Genomic DNA, 13,479 nt, shown 5'->3' on the forward strand with positions numbered 1-13,479 from the left:
CAGACCGCGCATTCGATTTTGAAAATCGCCCCAAAGGCGAATTATTCCATCAATTCCTGACCGCTTGTTTCTTTCGCAAAGAAAACAACCACTACTCCGACGAGATACAAAGGGGCGAGTAGCAACGCTTTGTTTTCATCAGTAATCGCCACCGCACCGAAGCCGAAGAAGGCTGCTGCTGTGGCAAGACGTCCCATATTAAAACAGAATCCGGCTCCTGTTCCGCGGAGCCTCGTCGGATAAAGCTCAGGGAAATAGACTGCATAACCTGCGTGCATCCCCAGCGTAAAGAACCCGAACACCGGAAGTGTTAACGCCAAAACTGTTTGTGAAGCATGATTGGCGATGAGCACTTTGAACATCACCAACATCATAATGAATGCAGCGACGTGATAGAGAATAAACGCTCCTTTGCGGCCTAAACGATTCGAGATCGTGCCGAACAGCAACAAGCCGAGACCGCCGCCGATGGTGTTGAGTGCCATGCTCAGCATCTCAGCACGCTTAATAGGTGTCTCATGCTTCTTAAACGCAGCTTGCCGCTCAGCTTTGTATTCCTCTTTCGTTAATCCTGTCTCTTCAGAATTCGTGACTGGAACATGTTCCGCCTGAAGTGCTTCGGTTTGTGCACCACGCAGTAGCGCATTCTTACCGTAAATATGTCCGCCCCAGAATGTGACGAGACCAATCGACGCGAGACTGACCCCTACGATGGTATTGCGAAGGTTTGTTCCCTCAAAAAGTTCGGAGAGTCGACCTGTTTGCTGACTTGCATCAGCTGCGGCTTTTTCCCTGGCTCTGACCCATTGCTCAGGTTCATGCAAAGACCAGCGAATCCAGAGAGTCAACAAGGCGGGCAGTGCTCCGATCGCAAATCCCCACCGCCACGCGCTTTCTCCCAGCGTGATAATAAAGGCGCCTGCAGCAGCAGCAAGAAGGGTCCCAAAGACACTGGAAGCATGAAAGATGGAACTCATCACCGCTCGGGATCTTTGCGGCATGACCTCGGCAACCATGGCTGAGGCCACGGCCCATTCTCCACCAACTCCCATCGCAACAAAGAACCGCAAAATCACCATTTGCCAAGCGGACTGGGCGAACGCAGTCACGCAAGTAAAGAGCGAATAAAACAAGATTGTGATAATCATCGTTTTGGAACGCCCGATTCGGTCGCTCATCATGCCGAAGAAGACGCCACCAATTGCCCCACCGAGCAGGAAGCTTCCGAAACTCATGTCGTTCCAACGGGCCACCGCAGGGTCGTCTGCAACAACACCTAACAACGCCGGCATTGCGTCACGCATACTCGCCACAAAGATCTGCCCTTCGAAAATATCGAAGACCCAGCCCAGTGAAGCGATCAGTAAAACGAGCCATTGGTAACGGGTGATCCCCTGGTACCACTTCAGGTTGGAATCGGCATTCTGTTCGATGGTGTCACTCACGGAAACTCCGTCAATTCTCAGATAAGTCAGACTCTATTAGTAAAGACGCACTATGGCAAAAGCCCAGACATTCGCAACCCTGCAGACGAGAGATTTGGTGCAACTCTGCGCAGTCCAATGCAGACTGATTAAGTTTGTGGCACAGCCATTGCTTTACTCCTGAGAGTTGAGACGTCGTCCACAATCGACGAAGTTGTACCCTGCTGACCTACTGATCCAGGATTTCAATTTCCATTGCTGCCGAGAACTCAGGAAAACCACAATAATCTCTTATTGCTCAAGGGGTTACAGATGAAAAGTCAGTTTGTGACAGCGGCTTTGCTAACCACTGTTTTACTATTAAGCGTTGGAAACTCAGCTTTCGCGGAAGAAATCGGAGATCCCCCTGAACCTGCTGCTGTCGTTGAACTGGATTCCGGAAATATCGCATGGATGCTTATTTGTTCAGCACTCGTGCTCATGATGACAGCACCAGGGCTCGCTTTGTTTTATGGTGGACTGGTTCGGAAAAAAAATATTCTGAGCGTCATGATGCAGTGCGTTTTCCTGATGGGAATGATGACGATCCTGTGGGCTGTCTGCGGGTACAGCTTTGCTTTTGGAGGTTCGAGCCCATACATCGGGGGGACTGATTACTTATTCATGAAGGGGATTCTTCCCGATGGCCAGTCCGGAGATCAGGCCTGGGCCAACGAACTCATCACTTTTGTCTTTCAGGGAATGTTTTTCATCATCACCCCCGGATTAATTTGTGGGGCTTTCGCTGAACGTATGAAGTTTAACACGATGTGTGTCTTTTCAGCACTTTGGGGACTCCTGGTTTATTGCCCTGTCTGCCATTGGGTTTGGTCAGGTTCTGGCTGGTTATCGTCAGCTGGTAGTTTTCACGCATACGATTTCGCAGGCGGGACAGTCGTCCATATCAGTTCCGGTGTGTCCGCACTTGTTTGTGCACTTCTGATAGGAAAACGACTTGGATACGGCCAAGAACCAATGCCTCCCCACAATCTGACGTACACCTGCATCGGAACTGCACTTCTTTGGGTCGGCTGGTTCGGCTTTAACGCCGGGAGCGCCGGTGCTGCAGATGCCGCTGCTGTGAACGCTTTCGTCGCTACGCATTTGGCTGCTGCTGCCGGTGTGATCGCCTGGTCAATCATGGAATGGGTGAAACATGGGCATCCCAGCTTGCTTGGAGCATGTTCTGGAGCAGTTGCTGGTCTTGTTTGCATCACCCCTGCAGCTGGAGCTGTGAATCCGATGCAGGGTATCATTCTCGGATTTGCTGCTGGTGTTGTCTGCTTCTATGCATGCACATCTGTAAAAAATAAATTTGGGTACGATGACTCACTCGACGCCTTCGGGATTCATGGAATTGGGGGGATCCTCGGAGCCGTCCTGACTGGCGTCTTCGCAACCGAGAAACTGGGCGCAACAGGGGGATTCATTGAAACAGGATCGATTTCGCAGACCATGAACCAAGTCATCAGCGTGGTCGCAACGGCTGCCCTCGCGATTGTTGTCACCTTCATTCTTTTAAAGATTCTTGATGCTACGATGGGGCTCCGAGTCGCTCAGGAGGAAGAACTTCGAGGTCTCGACGTGACTCAGCATGGGGAAGAAGGGTATATTTTCCTTTAGAGCACTTCCGTGCCTTCTGCCCCCGTGAAGAAACGATTCTTTGAGGAATCCAAAACTTCACGTGGCAGATCGCACAACCGATTTCCTAAGATGCTCAGTGTCAGATGGTTTTCATTCGACACTCTGAATTCGAAATTAAAAATTGCAGAAGAACTCTCGGCAACAGCTTGGAGGAATCTTCACTTTTACAAGGATAGAGCGATGAAGAAAATTGAGGCAATCATCCGGCACTTCAAACTTGAAGAAGTTAAGGATGCCCTCACCGAGGCAGGTATCTCTGGAATGACGGTCTCGGAAGTGAAAGGATTTGGCCGACAGAAAGGCCACAAAGAACAGTACCGCGGCGCCGAGTACACTGTCGATTTTGTCCCCAAAGTCAAAATGGAAATCGTCGTCTCCGACGAAGATGCCCAGAAAGCGATCGACGCCATTTTAACCACAGCCAGAACAGGACAAATCGGCGACGGAAAAATCTTCATAAGCGAACTCTCCGAAGCAGTCCGTATCCGAACCGGCGAAACAGGTGGCGAGTCTTTGTGACATCAAACCTTGCGAGAGACGGAGAGGGCAGAACTGTTCCAACAACCCCTTGACGAAACTGACCAGACACAACGTGGCATTCTCTAGAACTGGTCTCAAAACTTACTGTTCACTTCTCTGGTACAGAGAAAGGTCGCGATTCCATAGGTTTTGAGACTGCTTCAAGAGCATTTTTAGAAACGATGCACGCGTTGTGTCGAGTGGACCAAGCGATAGTTCACATGATGTCCACTCAACACGAGCACGACTAGTATTCAAAATGCTTTCGTGATCGATCTTCGGAATTTTATGTTGCGACCATCACGGAGGTCGCTGTCCGATTTCTTCATGGATTCGGCTGACCAAGGATTTCAACCATGCAAAAAATTGAAGCAATCATTCGCCACTACAAGTTAGAGGACGTCAAAGCGGCTCTGACTGAGAAGGGGATCATCGGCATGACCGTCAGCGAGGTCCGTGGATTTGGACGTCAGCGAGGTCACAAAGAACAGTACCGCGGTGCCGAGTATACCGTCGACTTCCTCCCGAAGGTTCGACTCGAACTCGTCTTGAACGATGATCAAGTCCAAACCGCAATCGAGATCATCTCGGATTCCGCAAAGACAGGCCGGGTCGGTGACGGAAAGATTTTCATCTCTTCCATCTCAGATGTGATTCGAATTCGAACAGGTGAGACCGGAGCAGAAGCAATCTAACTTCACGTTTTTCTAGAGCATCTTTCGAATTGGTTTGTCGGATCTGCCTCGTGGCGAACAGCATTTTTACTGGAGCCAGTCCGAAAACCTCTGGAACCGCCACTTTCCTCAACGTTTGAGAGAGCCGTTTCGAGTTCCAGGGCTGTTCTAGAGAAATGCGTTCTTCACGGGCACACGGTAGAGCAAGATGCTCAAAGCCCGCATGCCTCCCGAGCACGATCTAAAACTTCGCGAGCTTTCTCACGTGCTTTTTGGGCTCCGGCTTGTAGAATATCTTCCACGTCGCTGAGGTTTTGTTCGAGTTTTTCCCGGCTCTCTCTCGCTTCGGCGAAGTGCTCCATCGCTTTTTCGTAGAGCGTCTGCTTTGCATCTCCATAGCCCATGCCGCCAGCGCGGTAGCGTTCTGCGAGTGCCTGTTGCTCTTCATCATTTGCGAAGAGTTTATAGAGCCCGAAGACGGAACAAGTCTCTGGATCTTTTGACTCTTCGACTGGAGTCGAGTCAGTTTTGATCGACATGAATTTCTTGCGGAGTTTCTTCGGAGGTTCAAAGATGCCGATTGTGTTGTTGTAGCTCTTCGACATTTTCTCGCCGTCGGTCCCGGGAACTTTGGACGTCTCTTTGAGTACATGCCCTTCCGGAAGAACAAAGACTTCTTTCTCGTAGATGTGATTAAATCGCTGAGCGATATCTCGCGTCACTTCCAGGTGTTGTACCTGGTCTTGCCCGACGGGGACCAGATTGCTGTCGTAAGCCAGAATGTCGGCAGCCATCAGCACGGGATAAGTGAACAGCCCAGCATCGGCTGCCAGACCTTTCGCAATTTTATCTTTATAGGCGTGACACTTTTCGAGCAGACTCATTTGTGTGACGGTCATTAACAACCAGGTCAATTCGGTCACTTCCGGGACATCCGATTGCTGGTAGAGCGTCGCTTGCTCGGGATCGAGTCCTAGAGCCAACAAGTCGAGAGCTGCATCCTGAGTCAGTTCTCGCAGTTGCTTCTTGTCACGAATCGTCGTTAATGCATGCAGATCGGCAATGAAATAAAATGCCTGATCATGATGTTGCAATTCGATGTATTGACGGATCGCACCGAAATAATTGCCGAGATGAAAACGACCAGTCGGTTGAATTCCGGAGAGAACACGCATTTGTGAATTCTTTATTGATGCAAAGGATGAAGGTTAAGGGAACAGCGAAGTATTCCTCGAGTCCGCTGCATGAGCTCTTATCGACGAAGACTGCCGATGATTTCCGTCACGGAAGAGCAGCCTTCGCTCTCGACAATTTGATCAAGTTCATCGACCAATCTGGCAGAGACTCCGGGATCATAGAAATTTGCTGTTCCGATTTGAACGGCACTCGCCCCCGCAATGAGAAATTCCATCACATCGTCGATCGTGGCGATGCCACCGACACCAATGATCGGGATGTCGATTGCGTTTGCGACCTGATAAACAGCTCGCAGTGCTAACGGTTTGATTGCCGGGCCAGACAATCCCCCAAGGACATTTCCGAGGATCGGCTTCCGTTTTCTCCAGTCAATCGCCATTCCTTGAAATGTATTCACGCAGGAAACCGCATCGGCTCCCCCCTCCGCAGCCCCCGCAGCGATCTTGGTGATATCAGTAACGTTCGGAGTCAGCTTCGCAATAATCGGAAATGAGCAGACATCCCGAACTGCTCGGACGACGTCTCTGGCTGAGTCCGCGTTTGTACCGAAATCGACTCCACCAGAAACGTTCGGGCAGGAAATATTCAGTTCCAAAGCTGCGATTCCCGAACAATTCGCCAGCTTCCCAGCGAGCGTGGCAAAGTCTTCAACCGTTCGTCCTGCAATATTCGCAATCAAAGCTGTGTCCAACCCGGTCAGGTATGGGACATGCTTTTCGATGAAGGTATCAATTCCATCGTTGTCGAGACCGATTGAGTTGAGCATTCCGGAAGTCGTTTCAACCGTTCGCGGAGGAGCATTTCCGATTCGAGGCTCACCGGTCACTGTCTTCGGGACGATTCCTCCCAGCTTCGAAAAATCAACAAAGGCAGACATTTCCTTCGCATACCCAAACGTCCCGGAAGCAACCAGGATCGGGTTTCGAAGTTTCAAACGATTCAGTTGAACATGAAGATCAGACATAAGTTTTTCAGTGGATTAGCTAAGCGTGATTTTTTCGAGGCAGGATAACAACGAGCCCCCTCAATTGACGATGGAGCCGCAAATTTTTCTTCGCAACGAAGAATTGCAAGTTCGTCGTAGATCGAGCCCCTTCGTCAGAGACCATTGTCCCAAACGAGCCAGACAAGGCAATGGTCTTCAAATGAGTGAAGTTTGATCTTTCCTGACCATCTGCCAGCAACAGCTTCAGTCATCGAAATCCGAGTCAAAGAGCACAAAGCCAGTCGGATGATGCGAGTTTCTCACTTACTGTCACGACATGAGATGTTCTTCGACAGTTCCCCAGTCGACGTCAACTCCCAAACCGGGACGGTCACTTAGCGTGATGAACGGTCCCTCGATTTCAAGTGGTTCTTTGACAATCCGTGCGGAATGGTAAATCGGCCCCATGATGTCGCCGGGATACTTTTCAACATTCATATTTTCGTGAGCAAGCACCAGGTGACACATCGCAGCTGAAGCAATATCGAGTTCTAAATTCGATCCAATCGAACATGCAACTCCATGCTCAGCTGCCAGCTTTACGATTTCCAGTGACTTGCGAAGTCCCCCATTCTTTCCTGGGTAAACACTGATGACATCGCAGGCTTGATGGCGAATGCACTGCATGGCGTGCGACGCATCAAAACAGATGTCGTCTGCCATCACTTCCGCAGCGATTGAATTTCGCACCTCTGCGAGTCCATGATAATCATCTCGTGGTGTTGGCTGTTCGAAGAGCGCAACGTTGCAGTCTTTCAATGCATTTGCAGCTTCGATTGCTGTTGCCACGTCGAACCCACAATTCGCATCGATGACAATATCGTAATCAGGTCCAATGGTTTCTCGAACGATCCGGACTCGTTCAATGTCTTCTTCTAAAACCGTGCCAACTTTCACTTTGATTGTCGTAAACCCGAGGTCGATCAACTCTTTCGCGCGGCGACGAGCACGTTCAGGATCGTAAGCTCCCATGGAAAAGCGACAGCGAATTTTCGGAGAACGGACTGGACCACCTAACAAACTGTAAACCGGCTTTCCCTGATCTTTCCCCTGAATGTCCCAGCAAGCCATTTCGATTGCCGACTTCGCAAACCAGTTCCCTTGTGCCGCCTGATCCATCACCAAATCGATGCCTTCAATATCGTACGGATCTCTCCCAATCAGCAAGGGAGCAAAGACTTCATCGATGATCGCTTGAGCACTCCAAACAGTTTCCCCACTCCAGCGTGGAATCACTGTCGCCTCACCGACTCCATCAACATCGGAATCAGTTTCAATTCGAATAATCGGGTACAACGAGACGTCATGTTTCCCCAACGCGGAGACCATTCGGAACTCCGGCTTCAGTGGAATCCGAACGGGAAATGTTTTAATGGCTGTGATTTTCATCAACACTCTCTGTAGAATTTGAAACGATGTTCCAAGTTTCGAAACGATGATTCTTAAAAAGAGTGTGAGTAGTTCATGAGCAATCCGCAAGCGGGCGTCGGAAGAGTCTCTCTCAACCCATTCTGGGGAGTCGAACTGACCGGTTGGGGATATTATCTGGAACGAACATGGCTCGACATTCACGATCCACTTCATGCGACAGCGATTGTAATTGAGAATGATCATCAACAATTAGCAGTTGTCTCTCTCGATCTCATGGTCATCAGCGACCAGTTCGCAAAGCTGGTTCGAGAGACTGCCTCAGAAGAAACGGGAATCCCAACTCAAAACATTCTCGTGAGTTGTACTCACACTCACAATGCGCCCGCCTCGGGTGGACTATTGGGTGTCGGTGAAGTCGATCCGCTTTATGAAGCTTGGGCTGCGAAGCAGGCAGCGACTGCGATTATTCAAGCTTGGCGATCCAGAACCGCAGCAAAGTTCTCCGCGACCACAACTCAAGTTAACGACCTGACATTCAACCGGACCCGCGAGAACGGTCCGGTCGACCCAAACCTGACTCTGCTGGTCATTGAAAATCAACGTGACGTCCCCATTGGTATCCTGGTTGGATTTCAGGCCCATCCCACTGTTTCGACAGTCGTGAATCCACGGTCCGTCAGCCGAGACGTTCCCGGAGAAGTTTGCGAGCAAATTGAGTCAGCTTTCCCGGGATGCCTGGCGATGTACATTCAGGGAGCATGCGGCGACGTAAATTTCCATCGCACATTTTCTACTCAAGAGAAGTGTGCAGAACCTGCCAGACAGTTGACTACTGCTGCCTTGAAAGCACTCGAGGACCGGCAACACCTTGATGCAAATCAACTCGGTGCTGCGGCGAAGGAGGTGACTCTCCCAACTCGACGATGGAAACTTGACGAACTTGAGAATGATCGAATTGAAGCGACACAGCGTCTTCAAGATCACGACATGGAAGGCTGGCGGGACACCATTGGGCGAGTCATGACGAATCAGCCCGACGACATGATCTCTCGACATGGCGGAGATGAATGGAAAGCGGTCGCTGCGATGTGCCGCTTCAATGTCGAATGGACAGACAGAATGCTGCTCGATTTGGAGACTCGCCCCGAAACTTTAAAGACTGAAATCCAGGCACTGCGAATCGGAGAGTTCGGGATTGCCAGCAACGCTTCAGAGTTCTTCACAACACTGGCGATGCAAGTGCGAGAACAAGTCGACCTGCCGTACTTGGTGCTTTCATGTTACAGCAACGGGAGAATCGGATATCTGCCGGACGCCCATGACATCGAAAGAAAAACGTATGCAGCTTATCAATCTCCGAAATACTGCAACCAGTTTCCGTTCATCGAAAAATCTGGACTGACCATGGTTGAAGAGATGTCATCGCTCCTGAATTCGATCTAGCGAACTCGCTATTGGTCTTTATGTTCCCCCTCGAGGTAAGCAATTTATTCAGTACAGTGTGAACAGCCATTTTATGAATACGAGAGCATGAAAACATTTGCCCGAACAGTCCGCTGACGACTTCTCACAGTGGTGAGTTCGCCCATTGAGAATCATCGCCACAGAACGACTGATGTACCTTCCAACAGAGAGACAGCAAAACGATGGACTCAAACAGCACAGCGCCAACGAACCGACGTCACCTCGTTTTTTGGCTGGCTTCGGCGACATCGTTTTTTCTGTACACACATCGCTATGCATGGAATTTAATTCGCCCGGAATTGCAAAAGGAATATGGCCTTAGCAACACCGCCCTTGAAGGACTCGGGACTGCGTTCTATGCGACATACACTCTCGGTTCGATTCCAAGTGGAGTCGTGATCGATATGTTCGGTCCGCACATCTTTTTGTTTGTGATTATCCTGATCTGGTCAATCACACTTCCGTTACACGGAGTCACGGGAAATTTGCTGGGGCTGGGGAGTGTTCGTTTACTCTTCGGAGCTGCCCAGACCGGTACCTATCCAGCATTGGGACAAGTCACCCGAACATGGTTTCCGCGATCAGGGAGAACACAAATTCAGGGTTGGGTCGCAAGCTTCTTCGGTCGAGGCGGAGCGGCGTTCTCGTCAATATTGATGGGTACAATCTTAATGGGTTTCTGCGGGTTCTCATGGAGAATGGCACTCGTCCTGATGTCGATCCCCGGAATCGTGTTTGCCGGTCTCTTTCTCTATTACTTCAGGAACACTCCAGAGGACGATCCTCATACGAATGAAGCGGAACGGAATTTGATTCGTGGAGATGAAAAAGTTTCGACAAGTTCACGAAACGTCATTTCAGCCAAGGTCGCTTTGAAGAATATCAGCTTGCGGATCATGGTTGTCCAGCAGTTCATGAATGCCGGAGCTGACGTCGTTTACACCTTGATTCTTGGAAGCTTCTTCAAGTCGCTGGGCGTTGAAAAGATGACGGACCTGGGTTGGATGGTGAGCCTCCCGTTGGTCGGCGGAGCTGTTGGAGGAGTCGTCGGCGGAATCCTGAACGACTGGTTGATCCCTCGTCTGGGCAGCCGTTGGGGGCGTTCGCTAGTTGGGTTTGTTGCGAAGTCTCTGGCTGCGGCAGCTCTGTTTGTTGCGATCAGTCAACCGACTCCCGAACGTGTGGCGGTCGGCTTGTTCTTTGTGAAGTTCTTTACTGACTGGACTCAGCCGACTGTCTGGGGCACAGCGACCGATATTGGTGGTCGTTTTTCTGCGACTGTATTCAGCATCGTGAATACCGCTGGAAACGCGGGAGGATTCATCATGCCGCTGATCTTCGGACCGCTCCTTGATATTTACTCCACAAGTACCATGGTCGATGGGGTAGCAGTCACCCACACGAACTTCACTCCCATGTTCATCATTGTCGGCGTGTTTTACATCGGAGCCGGCATCTGCTGGCTTATGGTCGATTGCACCAAAAGCGTAGATGTTCCTGATGAAAGCATCCCTGCTGAAGCCTAAGCAATGGAACTCGCAGGAGGCCGGGCCTGTTCTTACCTCCTGGGGCTGAATTTGACTTACTCAAAATGATTGTCACGACAAAACAGTTCAACCTGAAAGAACGAAAATGGTCATCAATACACTCAACTTCGAAGCCCCGGGAAAGCAGCAGAGTTTCCTTCGTGTTCCGTACTCACATAACCTCGGAGGCTGGGCCAATGTGATGATCCCCATCACGACGGTCGCTTCCGGCGAAGGTCCGACAGTCCTCGTGATGGGCGGAAATCATGGAGATGAATATCAGGGACAAATCGCAGCGATGAAACTCGCCCGTGAACTTACTCCCGAAATGGTCACCGGTCGAATCATTATCATCCCATCGTTGAATTTTCCTGCTGCACGGGCTGCAACCCGCCTCTCTCCACTGGATGGGAAGAATCTAAATCGCTCCTTTCCCGGAGAACCTGAGGGGAGCGTCACCAGCCAAATCGCTCATTATTTGACAACTGTTTTATTTCCAATGAGCGATGTCGTCATCGATCTTCATTCCGGGGGGCGAAGCATGGAATTCGAACCGTGTGCCCATATGCACCTGGTGGACGACAAAGAACAGCGACAGAAGATGCTCGCTGCCATGCTTGCCTGGAATACAGACTTTGCGTTTCTTTACGCCGACATCGCCGGCACAGGCCTGCTCCCGGTTGAAGCGGAGAATCAGGGTAAGCTCGTGGTCACGACGGAACTTGGCGGAGGTGAGGCGGTCCCGGCACACATTCACCAGATTGCAGAATCGGGCCTGAAGAACGTGCTGATCCACGTCGGAGCCATTCATGGAGAAGAACAAACCCGCGAAAGTCTCGGTAAGCCTCCTACAATTCTCACTCAGGCACTCGACGCTGAAGATTACATTCTCGCTCCCGAGTCGGGCATCTTTGAAGTGAAATTTGAGCTGGGAACAAAAGTTCAAAAAGGAGACTGCGTCGGCCTGATCCATCACATGGAACGCCCTGATCGCGAGCCTGAACAACTCATCGCTCGCAGTACAGGATATTTGATGACCATGCGTTCTCCCTGCTTAACCCAGCAAGGAGATTGCGTGATTGTCGTAGCACAAGAGGTCGACATAAACTCGCTGTGAAGCAGCTTACGAAATCGCATTCGCAATCTGCCTCGTAGCATCAGTGTATGGACTTGTGAGAACGTACTACACGGACGAGAAATGCATTGGAAATGCTTAAGCAAGGATCTCGTGAATCACGTGCCCATGCACGTCGGTGAGACGAACATCCCGGCCACTGTAACGGTAAGTCAGTTGTTCATGGTTGACTCCCATCTGATGCAGGACCGTCGCCCAGAGATCGTAGATGGTCCGTTTCTGCCCGACCACATGGTATCCATATTCGTCGGTCGCGCCATGAATAGTGCCCCCTTTGATTCCTCCACCAGCCATCCAGACTGTAAATCCGAAAGCGTTATGGTCCCGTCCATCCGATCCTTGTGAGAAAGGAGTTCGCCCGAATTCTCCGGCCCAGATTACGATCGTCTGGTCCAGCAAACCACGCAATCTGAGATCTTTAAGAAGCCCACCAATCGGTTGATCGACCTGCATCGCCATGTTGCGATGTCCCACTTCCAACCGGCCATGTTGATCCCAGGGGTTTGCGGCTTGACTTCCTCCGGGAGTTTGCGGCAAGCAAGTCAGTTCGACAAAACGCACGCCGCTTTCAACCAACTTTCTGGCGAGCAGACACTGCTTTCCATAACCAGCAGTTTGCGAATTGTCCGAAAAAATGCCGTACATTTCCTGTGTCGACTTTGATTCTGTCGATAAGTCAACGAGTTCCGGAATCGCAGTCTGCATCTGATAAGCAGTTTCATAATTGCGGATGGCAGCTTCGACTTGTGAATCGTGCGCGACTCGCTTGGAGAACTGTTTGTCCAGATTCGAGATTAGCGACAAACGCTCTCGTTGAATGACGTCTGCTTCACGAGGACGAATATTGGCAACCGACTCAGCCCCGTCGATCTGAACAATGGACGCCTGATGCTGAGCTGGAAGATAGCCGCTGCTCCACTGTCCGACTCCTCCATGTGGAACACCTGATCCTCCACTTTTCAGAACGACATACCCGGGAACATTTTTGTTTTCCGTACCGAGTCCATAGTTGATCCAAGCACCAGCGCTGGCGTGTCCGATGAAAGGAAATCCAGTATGGAAGAAGAAGTTCCCTTGAGCATGCTCGTTCACAGTACTCGTCATCGAGCGGATGACCGCAAGTTCGTCGACCGACTCTGCGACATGGGGAAACATCGAACTCACAGGAATTCCTGATTCCCCATACTGCTTAAACGAAAACGGACTCGGAAAAATGTTGCCGTTATTGTTGAACTGTGTTCGTTCAACTTTCACAGGCATCGGCTTGCCAGCTTCTTTTTGCAAACGTGGCTTCGGATCAAAGGAGTCAATGTGCGAAACCCCACCGGACATGTAGCACAAAATGACATTCTTTGCTTTGGCTGAATGATGATTTCCCTGAACCTCCGCTGCACTGGCCTCATGCAAGAGTTGCGACATCGCCAACCATCCAAATCCGGATGAGCCCGCTTGCAAGATCTGACGTCGTGAAATTTGTGGAAACATGTTGAACTCACTCTCG

General features: G+C 50.6%; 11 protein-coding genes. 6 read left to right on the plus strand and 5 right to left on the minus strand.

The window, feature by feature from the left end; all coding sequences use genetic code 11:
* Positions 1-41 precede the first annotated feature (41 nt).
* Positions 42-1,445 carry an MFS transporter gene (locus Mal48_RS13600; RefSeq protein WP_145200346.1) on the minus strand — a complete coding sequence of 468 codons (1,404 nt, stop codon included), beginning with the start codon at positions 1,443-1,445 and terminating at the stop codon, positions 42-44.
* Positions 1,446-1,736: 291 nt separating this feature from the next.
* Between Mal48_RS13600 and Mal48_RS13605 the strand changes: the two genes are divergently transcribed.
* From Mal48_RS13605 to Mal48_RS13615, 3 genes are all read left to right on the plus strand, one after another.
* Positions 1,737-3,086, plus strand: a complete 1,350-nt coding sequence (locus Mal48_RS13605) for an ammonium transporter (RefSeq protein ID WP_145200349.1) — start codon at positions 1,737-1,739, stop codon at positions 3,084-3,086.
* A 201-nt stretch (positions 3,087-3,287) separates the two neighbouring features.
* A complete protein-coding gene (locus Mal48_RS13610) occupies positions 3,288-3,626 on the plus strand; it encodes a P-II family nitrogen regulator (protein WP_145200353.1) in 339 nt (112 codons plus the stop codon).
* A 356-nt stretch (positions 3,627-3,982) separates the two neighbouring features.
* On the plus strand, positions 3,983-4,321 hold the full coding sequence (locus tag Mal48_RS13615; protein ID WP_145200373.1) for a P-II family nitrogen regulator: 339 nt from the start codon (positions 3,983-3,985) through the stop codon (positions 4,319-4,321).
* Positions 4,322-4,512: 191 nt separating this feature from the next.
* Here the strand turns inward: Mal48_RS13615 and trpS are convergent, their stop codons facing one another.
* The 3 genes from trpS to Mal48_RS13630 form a co-directional block, all read right to left on the minus strand.
* Entirely contained in the window at positions 4,513-5,475 is a 963-nt protein-coding gene (gene trpS / locus Mal48_RS13620) for a tryptophan--tRNA ligase (protein WP_145200376.1), read from the minus strand.
* Between the two features lie 77 nt (positions 5,476-5,552).
* Positions 5,553-6,461, minus strand: a complete 909-nt coding sequence (locus Mal48_RS13625) for a dihydroorotate dehydrogenase (RefSeq protein ID WP_145200379.1) — start codon at positions 6,459-6,461, stop codon at positions 5,553-5,555.
* A gap of 291 nt (positions 6,462-6,752) precedes the next feature.
* Positions 6,753-7,871, minus strand: coding sequence for a mandelate racemase/muconate lactonizing enzyme family protein (locus tag Mal48_RS13630; protein ID WP_145200382.1), 1,119 nt, complete (start codon positions 7,869-7,871; stop codon positions 6,753-6,755).
* A gap of 75 nt (positions 7,872-7,946) precedes the next feature.
* Here Mal48_RS13630 and Mal48_RS13635 point away from each other — a divergent pair, with 75 nt between their 5' ends.
* The 3 genes from Mal48_RS13635 to Mal48_RS13645 all read left to right on the plus strand — a co-directional run bounded on the left by Mal48_RS13635 (position 7,947) and on the right by Mal48_RS13645 (position 11,960).
* Positions 7,947-9,296, plus strand: coding sequence for a hypothetical protein (locus Mal48_RS13635; RefSeq protein ID WP_145200385.1), 1,350 nt, complete (start codon positions 7,947-7,949; stop codon positions 9,294-9,296).
* Positions 9,297-9,499: 203 nt separating this feature from the next.
* Entirely contained in the window at positions 9,500-10,843 is a 1,344-nt protein-coding gene (locus tag Mal48_RS13640) for an MFS transporter (RefSeq protein WP_145200388.1), read from the plus strand.
* A gap of 106 nt (positions 10,844-10,949) precedes the next feature.
* The gene (locus tag Mal48_RS13645; RefSeq protein WP_145200391.1) at positions 10,950-11,960 is read left to right on the plus strand and encodes a succinylglutamate desuccinylase/aspartoacylase family protein; all 1,011 of its coding nucleotides are present in this window, start codon (positions 10,950-10,952) and stop codon (positions 11,958-11,960) included.
* A gap of 96 nt (positions 11,961-12,056) precedes the next feature.
* Here Mal48_RS13645 and Mal48_RS13650 read toward each other — a convergent pair whose 3' ends face one another.
* On the minus strand, positions 12,057-13,463 hold the full coding sequence (locus Mal48_RS13650; RefSeq protein WP_145200394.1) for a DUF1501 domain-containing protein: 1,407 nt from the start codon (positions 13,461-13,463) through the stop codon (positions 12,057-12,059).
* Positions 13,464-13,479: the final 16 nt, after the last annotated feature.

The sequence above is a fragment of the Thalassoglobus polymorphus genome (genome assembly GCF_007744255.1).
GTDB lineage: Bacteria > Planctomycetota > Planctomycetia > Planctomycetales > Planctomycetaceae > Thalassoglobus > Thalassoglobus polymorphus.

Coding starts and splice junctions, on each gene's coding strand:
- Mal48_RS13615 (WP_145200373.1), top strand. CDS start 3,983: ATGCAAAAAATTGAAGCAATCATTCGCCACTACAAGTTAGAGGACGTC.
- Mal48_RS13605 (WP_145200349.1), top strand. CDS start 1,737: ATGAAAAGTCAGTTTGTGACAGCGGCTTTGCTAACCACTGTTTTACTA.
- trpS (WP_145200376.1), bottom strand. CDS start 5,475: ATGCGTGTTCTCTCCGGAATTCAACCGACTGGTCGTTTTCATCTCGGC.
- Mal48_RS13645 (WP_145200391.1), top strand. CDS start 10,950: ATGGTCATCAATACACTCAACTTCGAAGCCCCGGGAAAGCAGCAGAGT.
- Mal48_RS13625 (WP_145200379.1), bottom strand. CDS start 6,461: ATGTCTGATCTTCATGTTCAACTGAATCGTTTGAAACTTCGAAACCCG.
- Mal48_RS13650 (WP_145200394.1), bottom strand. CDS start 13,463: ATGTTTCCACAAATTTCACGACGTCAGATCTTGCAAGCGGGCTCATCC.
- Mal48_RS13635 (WP_145200385.1), top strand. CDS start 7,947: ATGAGCAATCCGCAAGCGGGCGTCGGAAGAGTCTCTCTCAACCCATTC.
- Mal48_RS13610 (WP_145200353.1), top strand. CDS start 3,288: ATGAAGAAAATTGAGGCAATCATCCGGCACTTCAAACTTGAAGAAGTT.
- Mal48_RS13630 (WP_145200382.1), bottom strand. CDS start 7,871: ATGAAAATCACAGCCATTAAAACATTTCCCGTTCGGATTCCACTGAAG.
- Mal48_RS13640 (WP_145200388.1), top strand. CDS start 9,500: ATGGACTCAAACAGCACAGCGCCAACGAACCGACGTCACCTCGTTTTT.